The following is a 26060-nucleotide window of genomic DNA, read 5'->3' on the forward strand; positions in this document are numbered from 1 at the left end:
CCGGCACGCCCCGCAGTCGATCTCCAGCCAATAAGGTGTCAGCGGCGGTCGCGGCCCGGCCGCCGGACGGATGGGGCGCCCGGGGGCGGCACCGGAGACAGAGGGGGCGTGGGCGTGAGGGCTGCGTATCTGCGGGCGATCGCCGCGGTCGGAGCGCTCGGCGCGCTGTATGTCGCGATCGCGCTCCCGTTCGTCGTCCTGGCACTCGTCATCGGCGGCCTGCTGCGCGGCGCCGAGCTGTTCACCTCCGGCGAGGCCGTGATCGTTGCCGAAGTGGTGATCGCCCTGGTCGCGCTGAGTCTCGAACTCGTCGGGCCGCGGCGCCTCCCGTCGGGGATATCCGTCGGCCCCGGCGACCAGCCGCGCCTGTGGGACCTCGTTCGCGAGACCGCCCGCGACCTCGACGTCCCCGAACCCGACGGCATCGTCCTCACCGGCGGCACCGCCGTGGGCCTGCGTGCGGTGCGCCGCCCGGGCATCACGCTGCACCGCCACCTCGTCTTCGGCTGCGCGGTTCTCGACGGCCTCAGCGAGCGGCAACTGCGCGCGGTGACCGCGGTGGCGCTGGGCGGCCTTCGCCGCCGTCGCCCGCCGCTCCCGGACCGCATCGCGCTGCACGGCGTCGACATGGTGGACGGCCTGGCCGACGCCGCCCGCGGCCGCGGCGGCCTCGGCGACGCGGCCGAGCGCTTCGCCGAGCGTTACGCACGGGTCTGCGCCCCCGTCCTCAGCCTCCAAGAGCGCGTCCAGGACCGGTTCGCGGCCGGTACGTACGGCACCGAAGCGGTCGCCGACGGCCTCGACGCGATGCGGCGGCTGCGAACGGCCTGGGGCTGGTACCGGCGCGGCTACATCGACGCCGGCCTCGCGTGCGGCTGCGTGCCCGCGGATCCGCTCGGCGACTTCAAGGCCCTGCTCGCCGACCCCGAGCGCATCGCCGCGCTCGCCGAACTTCCCGCCGGCGAGCCCCCGCACCCGCTCGCCGTACGCGCCGAACGGCTCCGCGCGAGGCCGCTGCCGGCGAAGGTGTCCCCGGACGGACCGCTGGCGGCGTCCGCGCCGGGGCTCGACGACCCGCGCCGCGTCGCGGCCCACCTGCACCCGTACCTCGTCGTCGCGGACACCCACGGATTCGCCTCCGTCTCGGCGTTCCACGTGCTGGACGGCATGACGGCCCTCGACCGCGAGGCCTTCCTGCGGCAGGTCAACGGCTACCGTGCCGCCTACCGCGCGGCGAGACTCGCTCCGGCGGCACGGCGCGCCGGAGCCGAACCGCCGGTGACGCTCGGCGGAGTGCTCGCGCTGCTGGTGAACGGCGAAGGAGCACGCCTAGCCCGCGAGTTCGACGCCCGGCCCGCAGCCGCCGACGCTTCCGCCCCCGAGGCGGAGACCGCGCGTGCCACGGACGACACCGACCGCACGGACGACGCGTCCGGCACCGGACCGGACTCCCCCGTCGCTGCCGCGCTCGCCGCGTTGCTCGCCTGCGCGTGGGTGGACGCCGGCCGAGCCCGCTGGAAGACGACCTGGTCCGGTCGCGACGAGGTCACCGCACACGACGGCACCCCGCTGGACCTTGCCGGCCCCGCGGCCCGCGCCCTCGCGACCCGTGACGGCGCCCGCGACCTGCGCGCCGCGATCGCCGACGCCGGGGTGTCGCTCTACTACGAGCCGCGCGTGCCGATATTCGCCGCCGCGAAGGAACGCGAGACAGCGGCCGGCCACCGCTGACCGCGACCGTGTTCTTGTGGTCGGCGCCGACGAGGCACAAATTCCACGAGCCGCAACCGACGTCCGACGCCGACCCGGTCGTCGAACCCCCGTGCTCGACCCCGGGCTTCACGCCCCGATCGCTTGGCCCCGACCGCACGCAGGGGGTGCGGAGCACGGTCCAGGGGCCGATAGCCTGAAGGAGTGAGCATCTCGGAGCAACCCCGCATGGCAGCCGCGAAACGTCCCGTGGTCGCCGCGGGGGCCGCGCCCGAGGACGCGGGGAGCGTCGACGCGGCGCCGGCGGTGAGCACCGAGACCGCGACTTTCAAAGCCGCGAACGTCGCCGCGCCGGCCACGACAGCGAAGACCACGAAAACCGCCAAGGCCGCCACGGCGGTGAAAGCCACGAAGGCCGCGAAAGTTGTCAAGGCGGTCAAAGCCGCGAAGTCTGCCAAGACCACGAAAGCCGCCAAAACCGCCACAGCCGCCACAGCCGCCACAGCCGTCAAGGCAGTCAAGTCGCGCAGAACCGCCAAGTCCACGAAAGGGCCCGCGGGTCCGACCGACACCATCGAGTGCGAACTGCGGGCAGCCGGCGCGCTCGTCGTCGCCGGCGTCGACGAGGTCGGGCGCGGTGCGTGGGCCGGGCCGGTCGTGGTCGGAGCGGCCGTGTCCGCTCTCGACGCGCCGCCTTCCGGTCTGACCGACTCGAAGCTGCTGACCGCCAAGCGGCGCGAGGAGTTGGAGCCGCTCATCGCCGCGTGGGCCGTCGCGCACGCGTTCGGTGCCGCGTCCCCGGAGGAGATCGACGCACTGGGCATGACGGCCGCCCTGCGCCTCGCCGCGGTCCGCGCCCTGGAGGCCCTCCCCGTGCGACCCGACGCGGTGGTGCTCGACGGCAGCCACGACTTCCTCGGCGACCCGTGGCGGGTGCGTACCGTCGTCAAGGGCGACCAGGTCTGCGTCGGTGTGGCCGCGGCATCGGTCCTGGCGAAGGTGCATCGTGATCGGTTGATGGCCGAACTCGGCGTCGACCACCCCAAGTTCGCATTCGGCGACAACGCCGGCTATCCGTCTCCCGTGCACCAGGCGGCACTTGAGGAGCTCGGGCCGACGCCGTACCACCGGTTGTCGTGGGCGTACCTCGACAACCTGCCGCGCTGGCGCCACCTCAAGCGCGTACGCTCCGAACTCGAGGACGCCGGGCAGACCACCCTCGACTTCTGACCCGCCGTCACCACCCCTTCGCCGACAGCGTCCACGGCATCCACACGGCAACGCCCCACGACGCGTGTCGCTCTACGATCACGGTTCCGTGCACCTTCGCCCGGCCGCGCGGAGCGGGCGATAGGTTGCCCGGGTGACTGCCTCGATACCTCCCGGCTGGTACGACGACCCTTCCGCGCCCGGCATGGAGCGCTGGTGGGACGGTTCCCAATGGACCGAGTCCTCGCGCCCGCGTTCCGACAGCTCGCCCGGCGTCCCGCCCGCCCCCGGCATGATGGCGGACCAGGTGCCCGGCAACTTCACCGGGCAGACGCCGACGTTCCCGCCCTACGCCACATACGGCCCCGCGGGCAGCGGACCCGGCCCGTCGTCCGGCAACCGCAATCGCAACCTGATCATCGGCGTCGTCTCGCTGCTCGTGGTCGGTGGCCTGATCGCCGCGCTGATCGTGCTGCTCGGCGGCGGTGACGACGACAAGGCCGCGACCGCGGGAACACTCTCCGACCCGGGGACCGGCGTGTCGATTCCGCAGCTCAAGGGCTGGGACGTACCCAAGCCGTCCACTGAGCCCACGCACCAGGTGATCGGCCGCATACCGTGTGAGGACGCGTCGTCCGGCGCTCCGTCGGACGGGCCGTCCGACGATCCCTCGGGTTCGGCGAGCCTGGACGACTGCTACCTGGGCGAGGCGTACGTCGACACGCTGTACGGCAAGTCGTTCGCCGAGGCGGTCAAGGACTTCCAGAGCCAGATCGAAGACGACGGCAGCGGCTACAAGGTGCTCAACACCGAGACGTCCGAACCGATCAAGGTCAACGACAAGAACGCGCACCTGCTCGCGTACAAGGTCGAGGAGACCGAAGCCGTCGGCGGAGCGAAGCGGGTCTTCTTCGCCCAATTCGTGATCATCGATGCGCCGGTCGACGACAACGAGTACCCGATGGTGTACGCACACGTGTACGACATGCCGAATGCGCCCTCCAAGGCCGCCTTGGAGAGCATCAAGACCGGCATCAAGGTCGGCCTTCCGCAACCCTCGGACAGCGCTTCCTGAGGACGAAGCGGACCGGGACCGGGGCGGTGCGCGGGTGATCCGGCGTAAAGTTCGGTCACCCGTGCGGTGCCCCGCCGCGAACGGGTCCTGGCCGAGGGGCCGCCGGAGTGTCCAAGCCGGGGGGCTGAGACCCGCGGCCGTCGAGAGCATCCCTGGGGGGTGACCGTGCGTCTTGGGGACCGCCTGCAGTGTCCGGGCTACGCCGTCGTGGGGGTGGAGACCACCGGGCTGTCGCCGCACCGCCACCGCATCGTGGAGGTCGCCGTCGCGCTGTGCGACCTCGACGGGCAGGTGACGGACTTCTTCACCACGCTGCTCAACCCGGACGGCCCGGTCGGCGACTTCCAGGCACACGGGCTGTTCGACGACGATGTGGTCGACGCGCCCGCGTTCGGCGACGTCGCTCCGTGGCTCGTCGGGCTGCTGCGTCAACGCGTGGTCGTCGCGCACAACGCCCGCTTCGAACTCGGTTTTCTCGAACGCGAGTTCCAGCGCCGCAGGCAGCCCGCGGTGCCGCCGCTGACCATGCTGTGCACGATGCGCGAGGCACCCGAACACGTCCCGGAGGCGCCGCGGTTCACGCTGCTCGCGTGCTGCGAGGCGGCGGGCGTCCCGGTCGAATCGGGGTACGGCGCGGCGGCCAAGGCCATGGGCGCCGCCCGGCTGCTGGCGTACTACATCACCCAGGGCGCCGGTGAGGCGCGGCACTGGCAGCAGGCGCGTACCGTCGCCGCATCGCTCAACTGGCCGCGCCGCAAAGCCGATCCGTCCCGCGTCTACACGCGCGACGACGCGCACGCCGCGCGGCGCGCCCGCGAGGAGGCCGAACAGGCCCGGCGCCGGGTCGCGGTGTCGTACCTGGAGAAGGCACGCGCGTACGGCCCGCCCACCGGCGTCGGCGAAGGCCCCGACAGCTATCTCGCGGTGCTCGACGCGGCCCTCGAAGACCGCGTCATCACCCCCGAGGAAGCCGCGGACCTCGCCGAACTCGCCGTGTCGCTGGGCATCTCCGAAGCCCAGCGCAAGGACCTCGACCGGCTGTACGTCACCACGCTGGCCGCCTCGATGGTCGCCGCCGGCCCCGTCATCGACCGCGAGGAACGCGCCGACCTGACGCGCGTCGCGGCGCAGCTCGGCATCCCGCGCATCGCGCTCGACGACATCATCGAGATGGCCCGCGACACCGCCGCCGACCAGACCGCGGGCGGCACCCCCGTCCCCGGCGGTTCGCGGATCCTCGCGCGCGGCCGGGCGCTGCGCCCGGGCCAGCACGTGCTCTTCCACGGCTATCTGGCGGTCTCACGCGCCGAGTTGGAGCAACGGCTCGCCCTCGCGCGACTCGAACTGGCGTCGGGTATCCACGACCGCGTGGACGTCCTGGTCGTCGCCGACCCGGACGAATCCGCGGACCGGACCTACTGGGCCCGGCAGCGCGGCATCCGCGTCCTCATCGAGCCGGTGTTCCTCGCGCTCCTCGCCGACCTCGAACGCGAGTGCGGATCCGCGGCGGACGCGGCGTCCCGGGAAGCCGCCGGCGCGCTGGCGCATGCGGGTGCGTCCATGGTGTCCGGGACCCTCGGCGGTGCGCCGCACACGCGCACGACCAGTGGCTTTCTGCTGCCCAGGCCGGGGAGTTCGGGGCACACGCCGCCTCCGCCGCCGTTCCAGGGCGGGGACGAGGCCGGGGAGCCGCACACCGAGGACGTCACGCGCGACGAGAGCGCGCCGCTCGCCGACCCGGTCCCGGTCATCCCGCCGCCGCCTCCACCGGCCGTCACGGCGGCGCTGAGCACTGCTCCCGCCCCGACCGAGACCGCGCCACCCGGCGACGGACAGCCGCCGGCCGTGCCCGTCGCCACCGAGACCGCGCCGACCGACGGGACCGGACGACGGGACCGCAGGCACCGCGGCCTGACACCGTCCGCGACCGCGTCCCGGACGGCTGCCGGGCCCGCGCCGGCGAGCTCCGACGACGCCTCTGCCACCCGGCCCCAACAGGCGCCGCCGACGGCCGACCCGTCTCCGACCGCACCTGCCCCCGCGGACGCGTCATCGGCCGCACCGGCTCGGACCGCCCCGCCGCCTGCCGTTCCGTCCCCGGCCGCTCCGCCGCCTGCCGTTCAGTTCCCGGCCGCTCCGCCGCCCGCCGGTCCGGCCCCGGGAGCGACCGACGAGACCCCCGCTGCTCCCGAGCCCCGGCCGGCCGCCTCCGACCGCCCCACGCAGCCCCCCGCCCCGCCCGCCGACGAGCCGCACGCGCTGACGCGCGGCCAGGCGGTCACCATCGACCAGCTCGGGACGTTCACCGGCGCGCTCCGCGTCGAAGCCGCCTGGTGGGGGCCCGAGACCGTCGACGCCGACGTCGTCGTCCTGGTCCTCGACGACGACCGCCGCGTGGGCGGCGACGAGGACCTGGTGTTCTACAACCAGCCCGTACACCCCAGCGGCGCGGTGCGCCTCGCGGGCAAGTTGCAGGACGGCGAACCGGGTTCGGACTCGGTCGACATCGACGTCACCCGCCTGCCCTCCGGCCGCGTGCGCGTACTGGTCGCCCTCGCGCTCGACGCCGAGACGGGTACCGCGTTCGACCAAGTCCCCGTCGCCATCGGTATCGTCGACCCCGTCACCCGACGCAGGCTCGCCGACTTCCGCCTCACGGGCGGGGAGGAGACCGTGATGATCCTCACCGAGGTGTACCGTCGCGGAGACAGTTGGCGGCTGCGTGCGGTCGGGCAGGGGTACGCGGAAGGGCTCGCGGCCCTGGTGACCGAACACGGGGTGGTGGTGGACGAATAGCGCCCACACACCACCACGCCCGCACACGATCTCCGTCCCCCGTCCGGGCCCCGCAGGCGGCCGGATCCAGCCCGTCCCGTCCCACCCACACCGACCCGGTCTGTGCACGCCCGGGGCGGCTTTGATAAGACTGGCGACCATGCCGCGTGTGCTTCCCGGGAGTCCGGACGCCGACCCGTCCGGGGCATCTCCGCGTACCTCCGCGTCCAGGCACTCCGGACCCACCGACAACGAACCCACCGTTCCCCAACTCACGACTGCGAATCTGGTGACGACAGCAAAGTCCGCGGCACCCAAGCCGTCCGCTTCCCGTAACTCCGCCCACGCTGCCGGCGCGCCCAAGCCCGGGCCCCGTCCGGCCGCGCCCAAGCCCGGCCCGCCTCGCCCGGCGCCGGGCAACGCCCCTGCCTCCCCGACCGCTTCGACGGCTTCCACCGCCGGAGCCGGGGGATCGGGTTCCCGCGGCCCGGCCACACCGACCGTGCCCGCCGCCCGTCAGGGCGGGCGTTCCACGGGCCCGGACATCCGCCTGGTGTCCGCTACCCCGGAGACCGCCCTCGACGTCGCGGACGAGACCGTGGACCGCCTGCTCGACCAGGGCGCGGCACCCGACTCGATCCTGGTCCTCACGACCGGCGAGCCGCACCCGTGGCAGCAGCACGAAGAGTCGTTCGGTGCCGAGCAGTACTGGCGGCAGTACACCGAGGGCCGCGACGTGTTCTACGCGCCCGCGCTGAACGACCGCCGTCTGCGCCGCGAGACCGTCGTGCTGGTGGTCAACGGCTTCGCCGACCCGACGCGTTCGACGGACGCCTTGGTCTCCGCCATCGGCGCGGGCTCAGGGTCGGTCATCGTGTGCGGCGACCTCGACCAGGTGCGTGCGCTGACCGGCCTCTGAGCGACAGGTCGCAGGCCTTGCCCGGCACGCCGACGCGGCCGGGCGGTCAGTGCTGCCCTGCCGCACCTGTACTCGTGTCGGGGAGTCCTGCGACGACGCACACGCAGTCGCCGGAAGTCGGCTACGGTTCGTATCCATGTCGGAATCGCCTTCGGTAGCCCGGCAAGCGGGCTCGTTCTCGGCCGAAGCCAGTGGGCTACGGTTCCCTTCCATGTCCGAATCACCCTCGATAGCCCAGCTTCTCGACCGCTTCCTGAGCGATCAGGAGGAGCGGTTGACGCTCCAGCAATACCGCGCCTGCAGCACTGTCGTGGACATGCTGGCCGCGTACCTGAACCGGTACGCGTTCACCACCCTCAACGTCGCGGACCGACAGGAGTGGGACCAGGCGTACGAAGCCGGGGATACCGAGGCCTTCTGCAATCTGTTCGGCGTACGCAAACTCGTCGCCGGCATCAAACCGTTCCACGGTGAACACCTCAGGACGCGGCTGCGCGTCCCCGAGATGGTTCAGGAGCACGCGCTGACCGTCACCAGCGAGCTCGCCGACTGGCTCTCGTCGAGCGGACACCGGGACATCTGACCCGGGTCCTTGAGGGGCGGTGGATGCGGGGGCGCTGGTCGTCCCCGAGGCCGAGCGCGTCGGCGGTTCCTGCCGGCTGAGCATCAGCGCGTCTGTTCCGGCGTCGACGCGGCGGTCCATTGCGAACCCCGCCGTGTGCTCCGCGTCGTCCGGGCGCCGGCGCGCAGTGCAGCGCGAATGCAGCACGGGGCGGCGGCGTGGGCCTCCGCCCCTCCGCACCGTTGCGCATGAACCGCGACACCTTGACGTCGCCTCTTGGCCGAACCAGGACCGCGAAACCCCGCCGCGACGGGCCTCACGGTCTTCGCCCGTCGGCCAACGCCCGCGTGCGGCCACCGCGTCAGTACGAATCAGCCACACACGGGGCGGTTGCGGGCCGTTCGGCAGCCGTTCCCGCCGTGCTCCTCGTCGGTTTTCGGGTGCGCGTGAGACCTGCCGTATCGATTCGGCGGCGCCGAATGCACTTGCCGTCGGCATCGAGCGCGAACTTGCCGCAGCCATAAGTCACTTCGTGAGTCATGAGGCGGTTTCGACGGAAGTCCGTCTGCGGCTTTCCCGTGGCGCGTGGCGCCGTGGCCGCCCACGGGCCGGGCTTGTGCGAGGTTCCCGGCCCGGTCCTCGTGCCCCTGCCGGGCGGCCTACCCCCGGCGAAAATCCCGTCGGCGGGTTTCCGTGGCGGGAAGTGTGGTGGCCGCCTATGGGACGGTCGCGCGGTGCTTCCGGCCCATCCGTGTGCCGCCTGCCGGGCGCTGTGCCCCTGCCGTATCAACGGCCCTGCCCTCCACGGCCATTGCCGCCGTCACCGTCGCAGGCGCCGCGTCCTACGCCGACGAATACTGCAATTCGTCGGTGACGTCCGGAACCAGCCGCACCACCGCCCGGCCGACCGGCGGCTCCACGTCGTTCAGCTCGTCCAGCCGGTCCCTCGCGCGCTGGTCGTCCGGGACGGATGTCGCGGCGGCCATGCCAGGCGGTTCCAACCTGCTTGGCGGACCGGGTTGTTCGGTGCGCGGCGAGGGAATGCCGGGCGTGCCCTCGGGCCTTGGCGCGGTCTCCGCGGGGGCCTGGTGTGGTGCCGGTTCCGGCGCGACCGGAAGCGGTGTGGGCGCCCGCGGGGGCACCGGGACGGGCGTACGGCCGCCTCGCCCGTCGCCGACGACCTGCCAGCCGTCCTCGGCGGAGACCACGACCGCGCCGCAACGCAGCCCGTGCAGGCCGCAGGCGTCGCGGAGGCCCCACATCCAGCGTCCGTCCGCAGGCTCCCACCCGCGCTCGCCGTCGCGGCACACGAGGAGCACGGTGGTGCGGGACGGTGTCGCGCGGCGCAGGTCGTCCGGGACGATGAGACGCAGGTGCGCCAGGATGATGTTGCGGCATTCCCATCCGTCGAGGACACCGTGGTCGGTGTCGATCGCGAAGGAGGCGCTGGCGACCGGTCGTTCGTCCGCGTCGAGCACGGCGACGATCGCCGTGCCCGTTTCGGGGCGGTGCAGGTCGTGGAGCCGCTTGACGAGGCTGCGCGGGTGGCGCAGGAGCGGGGTGCCGGTGGCCCGCCAGTCTTCCGGTCCGATGGTGCGGACCGGTTCGGTGGCCGGGACCAGATGGCGGATCAGTCTGGAGCGGACGGCGGCTGAGGCGGTGGCGGTGGGGGGCACGGCCCTCCTTCGGTCCGGGGGCGGCCGGGGAGAGGACCGCCGTCAGCCGATGTGATTCGCGCGAGTGTGTCCATGCGGGTGTCGTCGCATCACAAAGTGATGCGACCCGAGAAGATCACCAGGGCGCTATGTCGATTCTTCCGTGTGCATGGGACGGGTGGCAACGGGGAAGCCTGATCAACCGTTTGTGGAACTGGTGTTTCACGTGGGGGACATGCGGCGTTGACACGCTGGCCATGGCCCCTGATGTGCTATCAAATGCTGGTTTATGCATGCCTGTTGATCGCATGGACAAACACCTCGATCAGGTGAAGTCCGCGTGAACTGCCCTTGTGCGCCGACCTGTCGGTGTGTCAATGAGCCACCAAATGATGGCGGGGTGCGACCGGCGGGGCGGGGGTGTCGGAGGCGCCTGGCCGCATCATCGGTCCGGCGGCTGACAATAGTTCTTTATCGATTTTTGGGTGAATCTCGGGTCATGCCTCGACCGCCAGAACCATCGGCAGCACTTCGTCGGCGCCCGCCCGCCGCAGCAGTCGCGCGGCGACCGTGATCGTCCAACCGCTGTCCGCCCGATCGTCGACCAGCAACACCGGTGCGCCCAAATCCGCGACCGCCGCAGCCAGTTCGGGGGGAACGACGAATGCGTCAGCGAGTGCCCGCAGCCGCCGCGCGCTGTTGGTGCGGGAGCGCAACGGCTCGGCGCCCGAGGCGTATTCGAGTCCGCCGAGCAGCGGCAGCCGGCCCACCTGGGCGAGCCGTGTGCCGAGGCTGTCGACGAGGACACCGCGGGAACGCGAAGGCATCGTCACGACACCGGCCGGACGTCGTTCCCAGCCCCACGCCGCCAGCACCTCGACGACCGCATGGAACACGTCTTCGGGAACCGGTCCGTCCGCTGCATCCGCAGCGAAGAGCGCACGCAGCCGGTTGCCCCAGCCGATGTCGCTGAGGCGTCCCAGCGCCCGTCCTGTCGCGGCCTGTTCAGCCGCCGGGATCCGACCCTTGAGCGCGACACCGGCGTCGGTCATGCCCGTCGGCCAATTGCGGCGCGGCTCCAACTCGACGCCGGGACGCCCCAGCGCGGCGCGTGCCGCGTCGAGCGATCCCTGGTCCACGCGGTCGTCGTAGCGGGGCCCGGCGCAGGTGTCGCAGCGACCGCAGGGGGACGCATCCGCGTCGTCGAGCTGACGGCGCAGGAACTCCATACGGCACCCGGTGGTCGCGACGTAGTCGCGCATCGCCTGCTGTTCGTGCGCCCGGGCTTGCGAGACGCGCGCGTAGCGTTCGGCGTCGTACCGCCAGGGGCTGCCGGTGGCGATCCACCCGCCGCGCACGCGCTGCACGGCGCCGTCGACGTCGAGGACCTTGAGCATCAGCTCCAGCCTGTTGCGACGCAGGTCGACGCGTGGTTCGAGGGCGGGCGTCGACAGGGGGCGGCCCGCGTCGGCGAGCGCGTCGAGCGTGCGGCGGACCTGATCCTCGGGCGGGAAGCCGAGCGATGCGAAATACCTCCAGATCGCCTCGTCTTCGCGGCCGGGAAGCAGCAGCACATCCGCGCGCTCGACGGCTCGTCCGGCGCGGCCGATCTGTTGGTAGTACGCGATCGGCGATTGCGGGGCTCCCAGGTGGACGACGAAGCCGAGGTCGCCCTTGTCGAACCCCATGCCGAGTGCCGACGTCGCGACCAGCGCCTTGACGCGGTTGTGGAGCAGGTCCGCCTCGGCGGCGCGTCGCTCGGCGTCCTCCGTGCGACCCGAATACGCCGCGACAACGTGGCCGCGTGACCTCAGGTAGGCGGTGACCTCGTCCGCGGCGGCGACCGTGAGCGTGTAGATGATGCCCGACCCCGGCAGGTCGCCCAGATGCGAGTCGAGCCAGGCCAGCCGGTGCGCGGCGTCGGGCAGGTGCAGGACGCCGAGGGTGAGGCTCGCGCGGTCCAGCGAGCCGCGCAGCACGAGCGCGTTGGCGTCGTCCGCCCCCGTGCCGAGCTGCTCGGCCACGTCGGCGGTCACGCGCGCGTTGGCGGTCGCCGTGGTTGCCAACACCGGGACACCGCGAGGCAGTTCGCCGAGCAGGGTGCGAAGCCTGCGGTAGTCGGGGCGGAAGTCGTGGCCCCAGTCCGAGACACAGTGCGCTTCGTCGACCACGAGCATCCCGCAGGTCGCGGCGAGCTTGGGCAGCACGGTGTCGCGGAAGTCCGGGTTGTTGAGCCGCTCGGGGCTCACCAGGAGCACATCGACGCCGCCGTCGGTGACTTCGGCCTGGACGGCGTCCCAGTCGTCGATGTTGGCCGAGTTGATGGTCCGGGCGCGGATGCCGGCGCGCTCGGCGGAGTCGATCTGGTTGCGCATCAGCGCCAGCAGCGGCGACACGATCACCGTGGGCCCGGCGCCCCGCGCGCGCAGCAACGCGGTCGCGACGAAGTAGACCGCGGATTTCCCCCATCCGGTGCGCTGCACGACCAGGACGCGGCGCTGCTCGGCGACCAGGGCCTCCACGGCACGCCACTGGTCCTCGCGCAGTCTCGCGGCATCGCCCGCCAGCCCGCGCAGGACGGCGTCGGCCTCTGCGCGCAGAGCGGAGGAGGCGGGCACCGGCGAGGGCGTGCCCGAGGCCGAACGTGAGGCGTCGGCGTCCGGATCGGGGGTCGAGGCGAGGTCCATACGCACCTTTCTAGCCGTTCCGCCGGACAACCGGAGCCCGCGTCCGAGAATCTGTGGAAAAACGATTCTGCGTGGATTCGCCGTCAACAAAGCCCGTTGCGGGGCTTGGCCGGCATGGTGTGGAGGGCAAGGCTGGAGTCCGGACCACGTCCTGCCGGGAGGCACGATGCGTTATCTCGATGTCGACGGATTCCCCAGGCTCGGCCGCGTCGGACTGGGCACGTGGCAGTTCGGCTCGCGGCAGTGGGGGTACGGCGACGCCTACGCCGCAGTGACCGCCCGCGCCCTCGTCGGCCGGGCATTGGAGCTCGGCGTCACGCTGTTCGACACCGCCGAGGTGTACGGCGGGGGCCGCAGCGAGCAGATCCTCGGGCAGGCTCTCGGCGCGGACGCCGCGCGCGTGGTGGTCGCGACCAAGTTCGCCCCCGTGTTCCCCCTCGCGAAGGTGGTCAAGAAGCACGCCAACGCGAGCCGGGCCCGCCTCGGCATCGACCGCATCGGCCTCTACCAGGCCCATTTCCCGAACCCGCTGTTCGGCATGGACACGACGATGCAAGGGCTCGCGGAACTGCGGGACGAGAAGGTCGTCGACGAGGTGGGGGTGAGCAACTACGACCTGGCCCGCTGGCGTCGCGCCGAACACGCGCTCGGCAGCCGCGTGCTCTCGAACCAGGTCGAGTTCAGCCTCGTCAGGCCTGATGCGCTGGAGACGCTGGTGCCGTGGGCCGAGGCGCACGGCCGTGTGGTCATCGCGTACGGCCCGCTCGCGCAGGGACTGCTGGGCTGCCGGTATGACGCCTACAACCCGCCCTCGGGATTCCGGTCGCGCAGCCGGGACTTCCGCGCCGGCAACCTGCGACGCGTGCAACCGCTCCTCGAACTCGTGCAGGAGATCGCGGCGGCCCACCACGCCACACCGGCGCAGATCGCCCTCGCGTGGACGCTGCACAGCGGGCCTGTGGTGGCGATCCCGGGCGCTTCGTCCGTCGAGCAGTTGGAACAGAACGTCGCCGCAGCCGACATCGCACTGGCCGACGACGAGTACACCGCACTGACCGCACAGGCGAGGCGGCCGGCTCGGAAACCCCGACGCTTCGGCCGCCGCCTGCGGGCGCACGAGGCCGCAGGCGCCTGACCCGGCAGGGGATTTCCGCCTCTACCAAATCGAGTGGACGGTCACAGTCCCCCTCGCGGGTGAGTTCTGTGCCGGAACTCGCCGGTTGTCCACAGATTCGCTGCCCGTGGCCGGGACGCGGCGACGGCTGCCGCAGGCTCGACGCATGAGCGAAACATCCCTCACCCCGATGCCCAGCCAGACCCTCGTGCGTGTCTCGTCGCCCGCCGAACTCATCGAGGCAGTGCCGTACTTGCTCGGTGCCGAGCCCACCGACAGCATGGTCCTCCTCGGTATCCGACCCGATGACAAGGGCCGCGTCGAGCCGGCCCTCCGCCTCGATCTGCCGCCTCCGGAGCACTTCGTCGAGGCCGCCCACCGGCTCGTGTCCCTGCTGGTCCGGCACGGAGCCCGAGCGGTGTCGCTGATCATGCACGTCGACACCGCACCCGCCGACGGGACAACCGGATTCACCTACTACCGGCCCCTGTTCGAAGCCGTGGCGGACGCGTGCCGGGTCCGCGGAGTCCGGCTCTTCGAGTCGGTGTGCGTGGAAGGCGGCAGATGGTGGTCGTACGTGTGCCGGAAGAGCACCTGCTGCCCGCCGGAGGGAACACCCCTGTCCACCGAACGCGGGTCCGCCGTCGCGGCGGCGGCCGTCACGGCGGGCCTGCCGCCGCCCGCCTCGCTGGCCGAATTGTCCGCGCGGGTCCGTCCCCCGGAGTTCGTCGCCCGGCAGGCCGTGCGCCAGGCCTTCGCGCGCGTACGCGCCGACCTCGGCCGCCGTGCCGACGACCACACCGCGGAAGTCGGCATCCGCAACGAGACCATCGCGCTCCTCCAGGCCGCGCGCGTGCGCTTCAAGCGGGGCGACTGTGACATCTCGTACGACGAAGCGGCTCGGCTTGTCCTCGGCCTGGGCGATGTCCAGGCCCGGGATCAGGCCATGTCCTGGGAGGACGCCGACCCCGCGCACCTGCTCGGTCTGTGGACAGCGCTCGCACGGCGGTCGCTCGCACCCGACTCCGCGGCCCCGCTGACCCTCACCGCGTGGACGGCCTGGACCGGCGAACAGCCGGCGCTCGCCCGAGTCGCCGTCAACCAGGCTTTGGAAGCCGATCCCTCCTACGCGATGGCCCAACTCCTCCACGTCGCGATCAACAGCCCTCTCGACCCCACCGAATCCCGCCGGCAGCTCTTCCCCCGCCGCAGACCCCCGCGGCCTCGCGAGGTGAGCTAACGGCACCCGACGCCGGGGCGGAGGCGCGCAGCACGGTTTTCGAGGCCCCCGCCGTCCGGGCGATTCGACACGCATCGTGCGGCGCATCGCGTCCAAAAGCGCGCAGCCGGTTCTCAAAGCCCTGCCTTCGGCGGCCCTCTCGCGCTCTGCCGGCCACCACCCGGCCCGCGTCTCGGCAGCGGACGAGCGTCGACCGCCGGCTCACCCGGGCAGCCGCCACAAAGCAGCCACAACCGGGACCGCCGCCCGGCGGGCACCGTGATCCGCCGGTCGGCCGTGCATGTCGGGGCCCCGAGCAGGGTGGTGGGCGGCGAACCGGCGTGACCGTGGGCCCATCGGCGCGTTGGCCAAGCCGACGGGTACGCGGAGCGCGCGTGCCGTGTGGTCGCGGTGCCGGGCGGACCCCCATCGCGGCGACGAGCGGAGCCGCCGACGAGGAGCACTGATGTGATCGGGACCAAAGTGCCGCATCCCCTCGCGTACGACGCCTTGATCGGTGTCGACGCCCCGGGGATGGCGATCAGTCCGCGTGACGGCCAGTTGCGCGGGCACGGCCTCCACGGCCTTTTCCACGCCGGCCGCAGGCTGCTGACGCGGTTCCTGCTGACCGTCGGCGGCAGAGAACCGGAGCTGCTGTCTTCACAGGTGGTCGGCGCGGGCGCGACGCGTTTCCTGGCGATGCACCGGGCAGCGGCGGAACCCGTCCCGGACCCGGTGCTGGTCGTCGACCGGATGCGCCGCGCCGACGGACGCGAGCGCGTGGTGATCCGCAACACCACCTCCCGGCCGGTTCGCATCCCGGTCGAGCTCACCCTCGGCGCGGACCTCACACCGCTCACCGAACTCCGCCGGGGCAGACGCGCTCCCGACCTCCCCGCCCGCGTCTGCCCGGGCGGTCTGAGCTGGACGTCGCCAGACGGATGGAACGTCCGCGTGGTGGCGGCCCCCGCACCCGAGACCGTCCTGGCCGCGTCCGGGCTCCTGCGTTGGGACGTCACGCTCGAACCGGCCGCCTCGTGGGTGCTCGAACTCCGGGTCTCCGGCGAACGCGCCGCGACCCGGGCACCGGCCGGCGCGCCGACCCCGACCGGTGCCATCCCGGCCCCCCGGGCGCCGCTCGGCCCCCCGCCCTGGTCCGAGGCGCGCGTGCGCTGCGACGACCAGCGGGTGACCGCGTGGGTGCGGCAGAGCCTCCTCGACCTGCGCGGCCTGCTCGTCGCCGACCCGGAGCACCGGACCGTCCCCCTGCCCGCCGCCGGAGCGCCGTGGCAGTTGATCCCGACCGGACGCGACAGCCTGTGGACCGCGCGCATGTTGCTGCCCCTGGGCACCCGTCTGGCGTCCGGCACCCTGCGCATGCTCGCAGCCAGGCAGGGCACCCGCCACGACCCGGCGACCGGCGAAGCCCCCGGCAAGATCCCGCACACCCTCGGCCCGGCCCGCCACGCGCTCCGCTACGACTGCGTGGGGTCCACGGCGCTGTACGTCACGCTCCTCGGCGAGGCACGCCGCTGGGGGCTGCCCGACACCGAACTCGAACCGCTGCTCGCGCACCTGATTCGGGCGTTGGCGCACCTGGCCGCAACGATGGACGAGCATCCCGACGGCCTCCTGCGCATTGGCCGACAAGGGCCTGCGCCCTGCGAGTTGCAGGGTCAGGCGTACCAAGCGGCCGTGCACGGCGCGGCCCTGTTGCACGCGACGGGATCGGACGGCGCCGAGGAGTGGGGCGACCGCGCCGCCGCGCTGCGAAAGGTGTTCCGCGCGCAATTCCGCACAGAGGACGGCGCGGGAGCGTACTTCGCCGCCGCCCTCGACCCCGACGGCAGGCCGGTGGCCGTGCCCAATTCCGCGATGGGCCAACTCGTCGGCACCGGGATCCTCGACGACGACGCGTGTGCCGAGGTGGCCCGCCGACTGCTCAGCCCCGACCTCAACTGCGGCTGGGGCCTGCGCGGCGTCGGGTCACGGACGCCGGGCTACCACCCGCTGGCGGTGCGCGGCGGCGTCGTCCGGGCCCACGAGACCTGCGTCGCCGTCGCCGGACTGGCCGACACCGGCCACGCGGACGCGGCGTACGAGTTGCTGGCCGGACTCCTGGACGCCGCACCGCACTTCGGATACCGCATGCCGGAAATGCACGCCGGAGAGCAGAGCGCCCCCGGCCTCGCCCCGGTGGCGCACCCCCTCGCCTGCCGGCCCCTGGCCCGTTCCGCCGCCGCGGTGCTCCCGGCCCTGGTGGCACTCGCAGGGGTGCGGCCGGACGCTCCCGCGGGCAAGGTGGCGGTCCGGCCCCCGGGTGCCCCCGTAGTCGGCGAACTGGAGCTGGCCGACCTCCGGATCTCCGGCGAGCCGTTCACGGTCCGCGTCAACCGTCGCGGACAGGCCGTCGTGGAGGAGGCCCCCGAAGGCCTGCAACTCGTGGTGTGACGCACGGGGACGCGGAATGTGGAGGCACCCGGGATCGACGTCATCGGACGGTCGATCGGTCGATTCACGCTGGACGGCTTTTTATCGTCAGGCAGACGACTAAGATCGACTCATGTCGCCCTCCGACGTCTCGCACTTCCCGCCCTTCGGGGTCACCGTCGACCTGGTCGTGCTCACCGTAAGGGACCACACACTCAACGCGCTCACGATCCGGCGCGGCGAGCCCCCCTTCCAGGGGCAGTGGGCCTTGCCCGGCGGTTTCGTCCGCCCCGACGAGGGCTTGGAGGCAGCCGCCGCACGGGAGCTCGCGGAGGAAACCGGACTGGATCAACTGCCCGTTCACCTGGAGCAGTTGGCGACTTTCGGCGACCCGGGCCGGGACCCGAGGATGCGCGTGGTGAGCGTCGCGTACCTGGTTCTCGCCCCCGACCTGCCCGCTCCGCGACCCGGCGGCGACGCCGCAGGCGCCCGGTGGGCCCCGGCCGCCGACCTCACCGACGGATCGCGGCTCGCGTTCGACCACACGCGCATCCTCGACGAGGGTGTGGAGCGCGCCCGCGCCAAGATCGAATACTCGTCGCTCGCCGCCGCTTTCTGCCCCGAGGAGTTCACCGTCGGCGAGCTGCGCCGGGTCTACGAGGCCGTCTGGGGCGTCGCCCTCGACCCCCGCAACTTCCACCGCAAGGTCACCGGCACCCCGGATTTCCTGGTGCCCACCGGCGGAACAACCACGCGTCAAGGCGGGCGCCCCGCGCAACTGTTCCGCCGAGGATCGGCTGAGAAACTGAACCCGCCGATGCTGCGCCCGGAGGCCTGACCAGCCCGTCCGGCTGAGAAACCGAACCCGCCGATGCTGCGCGCGGGGGCCGACCAGCCCGTCCGGCGGCCCGGCCGAGGCGTGCCCGCCGCGCTCGGTCAGTCCTGGCCTCCTAGGTCCAACGACAAGGCTTCGTAAGCCAGTTGGTTGTCCCGGTGGCGATGGTTTCCCCACTGTTCCAGCAGTTCGCGTACGCGCGGACGCGCGTCGGGAAGCGTCTTCTTGTCGACGTCGTCGCGCGACATCCACCTGTCGAGGTCGTCCACCATCGCGCACAACCGCCCGTGCTCGCGCCGCAATCGGGCGACCGCGCAGCACAACCGCGGTTCGTCGCGCCGTACTTCGTCGTAAAAGCCGCCCGGCCCCTCCATCGCGGCGACGTGCTCGCGCAACTCCGCGCGCAATTGCCGGAGGCCGGAGCGCAGCAGGTGGACGCCGTCGGCGTCGGTCGTGGGGGAGAGGCCTCGGCTCAGGAGCGTCAAGGCGTCGGCGGACGGCGTCGTCGTGCCGGTGACGTCGGACCACATCGGGGCTGGATACATGGCTGACATGCCGGCCTCCGGGCGTTGGCGATCGGTCTTTCGATGGTCCTCCCGCGCCGTGATCTCTGTCCAGACTTGCATGCATCCTTTATCCCTCGGACTCTTCACGGCTTATGCGACCTGGTTACAAGAAAACGCATATTCATCCATGTACGGTGCGAAATGTCCGCATGCCGCTGGCGCCCCCGCACCGAGGAACACACGATGATCGAGGTCCAGGAACTGACGCGCAGGTACGGCGGCGCGGTCGCCGTCGACGATTTGTCGTTCGTGGTGAAACCCGGCAACATCACGGCGTTCATCGGACCCAACGGCGCCGGCAAATCCACTGCTCTTCGCCTCATGCTGCAACTCGAACGCGGCAGCGGACGCACGCTGTTCTGCGGAAACCGCTACCGCGAACTCCGCCACCCCGCCCGGGAAGTCGGCGCGTGGCTCGGCGCCGCCCCCTCCTGCCCGACCCGCCGCGCGCGCACCGAACTGCGCATGCGGGCCGCCGCGCACGGCATCAAGCGCTCGCGGGTCGACGAGGTGCTGGAACTCGTCGGCCTCACCCCGGTCGCGGGGGGGGGGGGGGGGGGGGGGGGGGGGGGGGGGGGGGGGGGGGGGGGGGGGGGGGGGGGGGGGGGGGGGGGGGGGGGGGGGGGGGGGGGGGGGGGGNCTGGAACTCGTCGGCCTCACCCCGGTCGCGCGCGCCCGCGTCGGCACTTTGTCCGCGGGCGCGCTCGGTCGGCTCGGCATCGCCGGCGCTCTCCTGGGCGACCCGCACACCCTGATCCTGGACGAGCCGTCCGCTGGACAGGACCCCGAAGGGGCGCGCTGGCTCCCGGAGTTCCTGCGCGCGTTCGCGCGGCAGGGCCGCACCGTCCTGGTCGCCGGACACGGATTGACCGAGCTGGCCGACTGCGCGGACCGCGTCCTCGCCATCGCGCGCGGCCGGCTGGTCGTCGACGAATCGGCGGCGGATTTCCGGGCGCGGGCCACGAACACACAGGTCTCCGTGCGGACGCCGCAGGTGGACCGGCTGGCCGAGCTGCTTCGTGCGGAGGGCCTGATGGTCCAACCGCGCGGCGGTGCGTTCCTGGCCGTGACCGGTGCCGACCGCGCGCGGGTCGGCGAGATCGCCTTCCGAGGCGGCGTGCTGATCCACGAGCTCGCCCAGCGCGAGGCGTCGGTCGCCGACGCCTTCTGTGCCGTGGCCGCCGAGGCCCGGGCCATCGCGGCCCAGCGCGCAGCACTCGCCGACACGGCGGCGAAGTCGTCCCGCAGGCGCACTTCCCGCAAGGCGACGGGACGGCACGCACGGCCGCCCCTCGGACTCGACGTCCTTGACGATGTCGACACCGTCCATGATGTCGACGGCGGTTACGGCGGCGGCTACGGCAGCGACGAAAGCCGCGCCCACCGCCGGCAAGCGGTACTCCGGGACACCATCGTCCTCGACAGACCGCTGCCCGGCCCCGCATCCGCCGAGGCGGCGGACCACACCCTGTCCTCCGGCCTCCCCAACCCGGCGGAGGCTGCCGCGGGTGGGGTCCCGAACGCCGCAGCGGAACTCGTCCCCGGTGCCCCCCACCGTCGTCCCCGGCGCCGCCGCTGGCGTACCCGGCCGGAGGCCGATGTGCCGGGCGGGCCCGACCAGGCAGGGCCGTGCGCCCCGGTGGCGAAGTCTCCGAAGGGCGCGACCGCGTGACCGCGGGCCCGCGCCCGGCACAGCTTCGGACGTCCGCCGCGAGCCCGTTCGCCGGGTCCACCTGCTCCGCCGCCACCGCGCGCGGGCCGGGCAAGCCGGTCAGTCCACGCCGCACCGCGGACACCGCGCCCGAGCGCCTCGCACCACCCGCAGCCCGTTCGACCGTCGATGAGGTGACCACGTGACCGCGATCCGCTACGAGCTGACCCGACTGCGGACCGTCCGCGCGACGTGGGCCACCGCCGCCGGCGTGCTGGCGGTGGGCGCCGCAGCCACCTGGGTCGAGGCCCGGGACCTCGGGGCGACTCCTGCCGCAGCGGACCACGCCGCACAGGTGATCACCTCCGGCGCCCCCGGTGCGGCGACACCGCTGGCCGCCGTGGTCGTGGCGTTCGCCGCGGTCCTGTCCTGCGCGCGCGAGCAGCGTCGCGGGCACCTGGAGACGCTGCTGCTCGTCCTGCCGCGCCGGGGTCGTGCCCTGGCGGCCAAGACCGTCGTGACCGCCGTGCTGGCGGGATGCGTGGCCGTGCTGAGCCTCGCGGTGAACGCCTTGGTCGCGGACGCGGTGTTCGGCTCGGAGTTCCGCGCCCTGGCCTGGGATCAGGTGCCGGTTCCGCGCCTGCTCGCCGGATACGTGGCCTACCTCGTCCTCGCCGCCGTCCTGGGCCTCGCCGTCGGCATCCTCACGCGCGGTTCGGCCGCGGCGGCGGTGGCCGTCGCCACGCTGCCGTGGACGGTCGAGCCGCTCGTCGGGCGCGCGGCCGACGCCGTTCTCGCCGAGCCGTACCGCGACTGGGACGCGTATCTGCCGTTCAGCGCAGCGGACCGCATGCTGTCGACCGGCGCGCCGGGCCTGGCGCCGGGCACCGGAGCGGTCGTCTTCGGCTGCTGGGTCGCCGCGGCCTTGCTGGGGGCCGCGATCGTTTTCGCCCGCCGTGACGCGGTCTGACGCCGAGCGGCTGCCTGAAAAGGCAACAAGGATTATGCAAAAGACAAAAGCTGACATCGCGCCGCGGGCGTCGCACACGTGAGCGACGTCCGCGCAAGGCCGATCACCCTTTCGTGTTTTTTTCAGCCGGGATCGACGGAACGGCTCAAGCCCGGCCTGCCCCGCGCCGAGATGAAGGAGCGTGAGTATCGCTCCCCACCAACCCATGCCCGCCGCAGGCGCGACCTCCGTCACGCCATCGTCCGACCCGTACCGAGTCGGCGTCGCGGACGTCCCGACGCCCGGTCCCGAGACGACCGTTCCCCCGCAGCATTTCGCGTGGGATGGCGCCGAGCCGGAGCCCATGCGCGCCGGCCGCAAGCCCGGCGCCGGCCGCGGTCGCGGTCTGCACGGGCAACTCGTCCAACAACTCGGCCAGATGATCGTCGCCGGCGAGGTCGGCGTGGAACGGCCGCTGGTCCCCGAGGAGATCGGCCAGCGCTTCGAGGTCTCGCGTACGGTCGTGCGCGAATCGCTGCGCGTGCTGGAAGCGAAGGGCCTGGTCAGCGCCCGCCCCAACGTCGGCACGCGGGTGCGCCCGGTGGCCGATTGGAATCTCCTCGACCCCGACATCATCGAATGGCGCGCGTGCGGTCCCCAGCGTGACGCGCAGCGCCGCGAACTGTTCGAACTCCGCTGGGGAATCGAGCCGTTGGCCGCACACATGGCGGCCTGCCGCAACCACCCCGAGGTGGTACGACGCCTCTCCGAGGTCGTCGTCATCATGCAGCGCTCGGTCGCACAGCCCGATGCGCTGACGTACTCGCGCGCCGACGCCGAGTTCCACATCCTGCTTCTTCAGGTCGCGGGCAACCGCATGCTCGAACACCTCGCGGGCATCGTCGCGTCCGCGCTTCAGATCTCCGGCGGTCACGCGGTCGGCTGCGAGCACCTGTCCGAGGCTTCGGTCGGACTGCACGCGCGTCTCGTCGAGGCGGTCGCGGCCGGCGACGGTGACAGCGCGGAGGCCGCGATGCGCTCGCTGCTCGCCGTCCACCCCGAGGTCGAGCGGATGTTCCCGGGCCCGCGCGAAGGCTGACGGACGAAACTGCCGGCCGCATCGCCGATCGGCCAACTGACGGAACGTCATCAAACAGGCGCCGGTGGCGCGTTCACCCGGACACCCGAGAGGTGGCCGAAGACGCGCCGCCGGCGCCTGTTGCCGTTGTCACCCCGCGGATCGAGTCGGGCGCCGTACGTACACGCGGAGCCGGTTCCCACAGCCGAGGCGACCTCTCCCGACGACACAAGCGACTGGCCCCGTGACATGCGACTTTCTCCACGTCGGCGACGTGCGGCGCGCAACAGAGGTGCACCTTTTCCGCTGTCGGGCCTGGCAGTGCTCCGAGGTGTCATCGACCGCGGGACGGGCATCCTCGCAGTGGTCGACGCCGGACCCCCTGCGCCTGCCGGAGGCCGGTCGCCGGACCGCCGGGAGGGGGGCGACGGCGTCGTGATTCCCGGGTGCCGGGATCCTTGGTTCGCGGACGTCGTAGTGTTGATGTGACGCCCGCCACCGAGAGGGCGCGTAACACTTCGGCGCCCAGCCCGATGATTACGAAGGTGGCAGCCGTTCAGGAATACCCGAAAGCGCCGAAGTGCTGTGCTGGTGCACAGTCGTCGCACGGTCGGGTCCCTGCACCGCCGCCCGCCTGAGTGTCGTTCGCCAGGCGGCGAGCGACCAGCTTCATGTCGAACGCCGTCCAGATCCGTCGAGAGGTTGTTTGTGTCGGCCAGCACATCCCGTTCGCTCCCCCCCGAGATCGCCGAATTCGTCAACGTGAAGGCGTTGATCGAACGGGGTGAGGCTCAGGGGTCCATCGCCAGCGACGAGATTCGCCAGGCGTTCGAGGCCGACCAGATCCCGGCCACCCAGTGGAAGAACGTCCTACGCAGCCTCAACCAGGTCCTTGACCAGGAGGGTGTGGACATCGTGGTTAACGCCGCCGATTCCGCCGGCACCAAGCGCACCCGGAAGAGCGTGGCGGCGAAGAGCACCGCCAAGCGCACGTCGACGAAGACCGTGGTCTCGGGCACCGCGGCGCGTGCGGCTGCCCCGGCGGCCGCGCCTGCCGCGGCGCCGGAGGACGCCGCCGAGCAGCCGGTGAAGGCCGCGGCCAAGGCGCCCGCCAAGAAGGCCGCCGCCAAGAAGGCGGCCGGTGAGGCACCTGCGAAGAAGGGGGCCGCGAAGAAGACAGCGGCCAAGAAGGCGGCTCCGAAGGACGGCGAGCCCGAGCTCGACGCCGAGGAGCTGACCGACGAGCTCGAAGGCCCGCCCGCCGAACCGGTGGCCGGCGAGCCGGAGGACGAGAACCAGGGCTTCGTCCTGTCCGACGACGACGAGGACGACGCCCCGGCGCAGCAGGTCGCCGTCGCGGGCGCGACCGCCGACCCGGTCAAGGACTACCTCAAGCAGATCGGCAAGGTCCCGCTCCTCAACGCCGAGCAGGAGGTCGAGCTCGCCAAGCGCATCGAGGCCGGCCTGTTCGCCGAGGACAAGCTCAACTCCGGCGACAAGCTCGCTCCCAAGCTCAAGACCGAGCTGGAGATCATCGCCGAGGACGGCCGCCGCGCCAAGAACCACCTGCTTGAGGCGAACCTTCGCCTGGTCGTGTCGCTCGCCAAGCGCTACACCGGCCGCGGCATGCTCTTCCTGGACCTGATCCAGGAGGGCAACCTCGGTCTCATCCGGGCCGTCGAGAAGTTCGACTACACCAAGGGCTACAAGTTCTCGACGTACGCGACGTGGTGGATCCGCCAGGCGATCACCCGCGCGATGGCCGACCAGGCGCGGACCATCCGCATCCCCGTCCACATGGTCGAGGTCATCAACAAGCTCGCCCGCGTGCAGCGCCAGATGCTCCAGGACCTGGGTCGCGAGCCCACCCCGGAAGAGCTGGCCAAGGAACTCGACATGACCCCCGAGAAGGTCATCGAGGTCCAGAAGTACGGCCGCGAGCCCATCTCGCTGCACACGCCGCTCGGTGAGGACGGTGACAGCGAGTTCGGTGACCTGATCGAGGACTCGGAGGCCGTCGTCCCGGCCGACGCGGTGAGCTTCACGCTCCTCCAGGAGCAGTTGCACTCCGTCCTCGACACACTGTCCGAGCGTGAGGCCGGCGTCGTCTCGATGCGCTTCGGTCTGACGGACGGCCAGCCGAAGACGCTGGACGAGATCGGCAAGGTGTACGGGGTCACCCGCGAGCGCATCCGCCAGATCGAGTCCAAGACGATGTCGAAGCTGCGCCACCCGTCGCGGTCGCAGGTCCTGCGCGACTACCTCGACTGACCTGCCACGCACGGCAACCGAACGCCCGGCTGGGATTATCCCAGCCGGGCGTTCCGCGTCCTGGTACCTCGGCGGCCGAGTATGCGTCATTCACTCGAAAGGACGATGCGCACAGTCACCGGTTGCACCCCTGGCGCAATGGACGTTCCCTGAATGTAGTCGAGGTGGCACTCAGAGTATTCAGGCGGGCGGGCGCGGGAGGCTGCGGTGAGCAGTGCAAGTGTGTCGGGGACCAAGGGAAATCAGCGGATCGAGGGGGAGGGGGCGCGGCCGTTCGGCGACGCCAGGGGCTCGGCCCCCGCTCGCGGTGTGCGCGGGCGCGCCCGGCGGGCGGTGGCGGGTACGGCCGTCGCGGTGATGGCGCTCGGCGGCATCGCGGCGACGCCGCAGATCGGCGTCGCCGCCGAGCGCGCGCCTCAGGGCCCGCCAAAGGTCATCGTCGGCGGCTCGCCGACGACCACGTCGGAAAACCCGTGGGTGGTGGCCTTGTCGAGCCGCCAGACGTTCGGCTCGGAGCGGTCGGGGCAGTTCTGCGGCGGTGCACTCATTGCTCCGACCCGCGTGCTGACCGCGGCACACTGCGTGCTCGAGGACGACGGCACGACGGCCGACCGGCCGGACCTCACGGTGATCCAGGGGCGCACCGACCTCCGCGGCACTCAAGGACGCGAGGTCGAGGTGGCCGCGGTCCACCCGAACCCGTCGTTCGACACCACGAGCGTCGAGGGGGACTGGGCCGTCCTGGACCTGGCCGCCGCGTTGCCGGGGCCCGTGCTGCCGATGGTGGAGCAGGGTGAGAACGTCTACGCGCCGGACACCCCCGCGACCGTCCTGGGTTGGGGCGACACCAGCGGCTACGGCGATTACTCGCCGGTGCTGCGGAAGGTGACCGTCCCGGTCACCTCGGATGCCACGTGCCGCTCGGCGTACCCGGGCGGGGTGCTGGGGACGTACGACGCCGCGAGCATGGTGTGCGCCGGGCTGCCGCAGGGCGGCAAGGACGCGTGCAGCGCCGACAGCGGCGGTCCGATGCTGATCGGCGGTCGCCTGGCGGGCGTCGTGTCGTGGGGCCACGGGTGCGCGCTGCCGCGCAAGCCCGGCGTCTACACGCGGGTCTCGGCGTTCGCGTCGGACATCCGCGCCGCCGCCGGAATGAGCGAGCCCGCAGGAGCCGAGGACGCCGCGTCCGCGCCTGCCCCCACGGGGTCCGGCGCGACGGCCGGGGTGGGGACGTCGGCGCCGGGAAGTGAGTGAACGGGACGTGTCCTGTGAGCGAACTCACGTCGCACTGCCCGCACGGTTGGGACTGATGTGACCGTAGAGACCACAGTGGCGGGCACCGGGCATGGTGGCCG

At 72.3% G+C, this 26060-nt stretch carries 18 protein-coding genes and 1 pseudogene; 15 read left to right on the forward strand and 4 right to left on the reverse strand.

Annotated elements, in window-relative coordinates; translation table 11 throughout:
- Positions 1-114: 114 nt before the first annotated feature.
- From ACRX5W_RS23845 to ACRX5W_RS23870, 6 genes are all read left to right on the forward strand, one after another.
- Positions 115-1731 (forward strand): hypothetical protein, encoded by a 1617-nt coding sequence (locus ACRX5W_RS23845; protein WP_436790314.1) that lies wholly within the window; start codon positions 115-117, stop codon positions 1729-1731.
- Between the two features lie 552 nt (positions 1732-2283).
- On the forward strand, positions 2284-2940 hold the full coding sequence (locus ACRX5W_RS23850) for a ribonuclease HII (RefSeq protein ID WP_436790389.1): 657 nt from the start codon (positions 2284-2286) through the stop codon (positions 2938-2940).
- A gap of 133 nt (positions 2941-3073) precedes the next feature.
- Complete coding sequence (locus ACRX5W_RS23855) at positions 3074-3994, forward strand: DUF2510 domain-containing protein (RefSeq protein WP_436790315.1); 921 nt, start codon at positions 3074-3076, stop codon at positions 3992-3994.
- Between the two features lie 159 nt (positions 3995-4153).
- Positions 4154-6790, forward strand: a complete 2637-nt coding sequence (locus ACRX5W_RS23860; protein ID WP_436790316.1) for a TerD family protein — start codon at positions 4154-4156, stop codon at positions 6788-6790.
- A gap of 532 nt (positions 6791-7322) precedes the next feature.
- Positions 7323-7688 (forward strand): hypothetical protein, encoded by a 366-nt coding sequence (locus ACRX5W_RS23865; protein WP_436790317.1) that lies wholly within the window; start codon positions 7323-7325, stop codon positions 7686-7688.
- Positions 7689-7899: 211 nt separating this feature from the next.
- Complete coding sequence (locus ACRX5W_RS23870; RefSeq protein WP_436790318.1) at positions 7900-8271, forward strand: hypothetical protein; 372 nt, start codon at positions 7900-7902, stop codon at positions 8269-8271.
- A gap of 1070 nt (positions 8272-9341) precedes the next feature.
- On the opposite strand, the pseudogene ACRX5W_RS23875 reads toward ACRX5W_RS23870, so the two are convergent.
- Both ACRX5W_RS23875 and ACRX5W_RS23880 read right to left on the reverse strand, forming a co-directional pair.
- Positions 9342-9884 (reverse strand): annotated as a pseudogene (locus ACRX5W_RS23875) (hypothetical protein); the annotation flags it as partial.
- Positions 9885-10402: 518 nt separating this feature from the next.
- Positions 10403-12592, reverse strand: coding sequence for a RecQ family ATP-dependent DNA helicase (locus ACRX5W_RS23880; protein ID WP_436790319.1), 2190 nt, complete (start codon positions 12590-12592; stop codon positions 10403-10405).
- 166 nt (positions 12593-12758) lie between these two features.
- Here ACRX5W_RS23880 and ACRX5W_RS23885 point away from each other — a divergent pair, with 166 nt between their 5' ends.
- From ACRX5W_RS23885 to ACRX5W_RS23900, 4 genes are all read left to right on the forward strand, one after another.
- Positions 12759-13727, forward strand: a complete 969-nt coding sequence (locus tag ACRX5W_RS23885) for an aldo/keto reductase (RefSeq protein ID WP_436790320.1) — start codon at positions 12759-12761, stop codon at positions 13725-13727.
- Positions 13728-13872: 145 nt separating this feature from the next.
- Positions 13873-14946: a DUF4192 domain-containing protein gene (locus ACRX5W_RS23890; protein ID WP_436790321.1), complete on the forward strand. Its 1074-nt coding sequence runs from the start codon at positions 13873-13875 to the stop codon at positions 14944-14946.
- Between the two features lie 447 nt (positions 14947-15393).
- Positions 15394-17376, forward strand: a complete 1983-nt coding sequence (locus ACRX5W_RS23895; protein WP_436790322.1) for an amylo-alpha-1,6-glucosidase — start codon at positions 15394-15396, stop codon at positions 17374-17376.
- Positions 17377-17488: 112 nt separating this feature from the next.
- A complete protein-coding gene (locus ACRX5W_RS23900; protein ID WP_436790323.1) occupies positions 17489-18193 on the forward strand; it encodes an NUDIX hydrolase in 705 nt (234 codons plus the stop codon).
- Positions 18194-18291: 98 nt separating this feature from the next.
- On the opposite strand, the gene ACRX5W_RS23905 is transcribed toward ACRX5W_RS23900, so the two are convergent.
- Together ACRX5W_RS23905 and ACRX5W_RS23910 are read right to left on the reverse strand one after the other, a co-directional pair.
- Positions 18292-18744 (reverse strand): hemerythrin domain-containing protein, encoded by a 453-nt coding sequence (locus ACRX5W_RS23905; protein WP_436790324.1) that lies wholly within the window; start codon positions 18742-18744, stop codon positions 18292-18294.
- 102 nt (positions 18745-18846) lie between these two features.
- Positions 18847-19146, reverse strand: coding sequence for a hypothetical protein (locus ACRX5W_RS23910; RefSeq protein ID WP_436790325.1), 300 nt, complete (start codon positions 19144-19146; stop codon positions 18847-18849).
- Between ACRX5W_RS23910 and ACRX5W_RS23915 the strand changes: the two genes are divergently transcribed.
- From ACRX5W_RS23915 to ACRX5W_RS23935, 5 genes are all read left to right on the forward strand, one after another.
- Positions 19036-20067: a hypothetical protein gene (locus ACRX5W_RS23915; RefSeq protein ID WP_436790390.1), complete on the forward strand. Its 1032-nt coding sequence runs from the start codon at positions 19036-19038 to the stop codon at positions 20065-20067. The genes ACRX5W_RS23910 and ACRX5W_RS23915 overlap by 111 nt on opposite strands.
- 542 nt (positions 20068-20609) lie before the next feature.
- Positions 20610-21377 (forward strand): ABC transporter permease, encoded by a 768-nt coding sequence (locus tag ACRX5W_RS23920; RefSeq protein ID WP_436790326.1) that lies wholly within the window; start codon positions 20610-20612, stop codon positions 21375-21377.
- Between the two features lie 205 nt (positions 21378-21582).
- The gene (locus ACRX5W_RS23925; RefSeq protein WP_436790391.1) at positions 21583-22455 is read left to right on the forward strand and encodes a FadR/GntR family transcriptional regulator; all 873 of its coding nucleotides are present in this window, start codon (positions 21583-21585) and stop codon (positions 22453-22455) included.
- 687 nt (positions 22456-23142) lie between these two features.
- The gene (locus tag ACRX5W_RS23930; protein ID WP_436790327.1) at positions 23143-24705 is read left to right on the forward strand and encodes an RNA polymerase sigma factor; all 1563 of its coding nucleotides are present in this window, start codon (positions 23143-23145) and stop codon (positions 24703-24705) included.
- A gap of 207 nt (positions 24706-24912) precedes the next feature.
- Positions 24913-25959 carry a S1 family peptidase gene (locus tag ACRX5W_RS23935; RefSeq protein ID WP_436790328.1) on the forward strand — a complete coding sequence of 349 codons (1047 nt, stop codon included), beginning with the start codon at positions 24913-24915 and terminating at the stop codon, positions 25957-25959.
- Positions 25960-26060 lie beyond the last annotated feature (101 nt).

The organism is Yinghuangia sp. YIM S10712 (assembly GCF_051388935.1).
Taxonomy (GTDB): domain Bacteria; phylum Actinomycetota; class Actinomycetes; order Streptomycetales; family Streptomycetaceae; genus Yinghuangia.

Excerpts from the sequence above, each read along its gene's own strand:
- ACRX5W_RS23870 (WP_436790318.1), top strand. The coding sequence starts at position 7,900 with ATGTCCGAATCACCCTCGATAGCCCAGCTTCTCGACCGCTTCCTGAGC.
- ACRX5W_RS23880 (WP_436790319.1), bottom strand. The coding sequence starts at position 12,592 with ATGGACCTCGCCTCGACCCCCGATCCGGACGCCGACGCCTCACGTTCG.
- ACRX5W_RS23885 (WP_436790320.1), top strand. The coding sequence starts at position 12,759 with ATGCGTTATCTCGATGTCGACGGATTCCCCAGGCTCGGCCGCGTCGGA.
- ACRX5W_RS23890 (WP_436790321.1), top strand. The coding sequence starts at position 13,873 with ATGAGCGAAACATCCCTCACCCCGATGCCCAGCCAGACCCTCGTGCGT.
- ACRX5W_RS23900 (WP_436790323.1), top strand. The coding sequence starts at position 17,489 with ATGTCGCCCTCCGACGTCTCGCACTTCCCGCCCTTCGGGGTCACCGTC.
- ACRX5W_RS23905 (WP_436790324.1), bottom strand. The coding sequence starts at position 18,744 with ATGTCAGCCATGTATCCAGCCCCGATGTGGTCCGACGTCACCGGCACG.
- ACRX5W_RS23925 (WP_436790391.1), top strand. The coding sequence starts at position 21,583 with ATGCCCGCCGCAGGCGCGACCTCCGTCACGCCATCGTCCGACCCGTAC.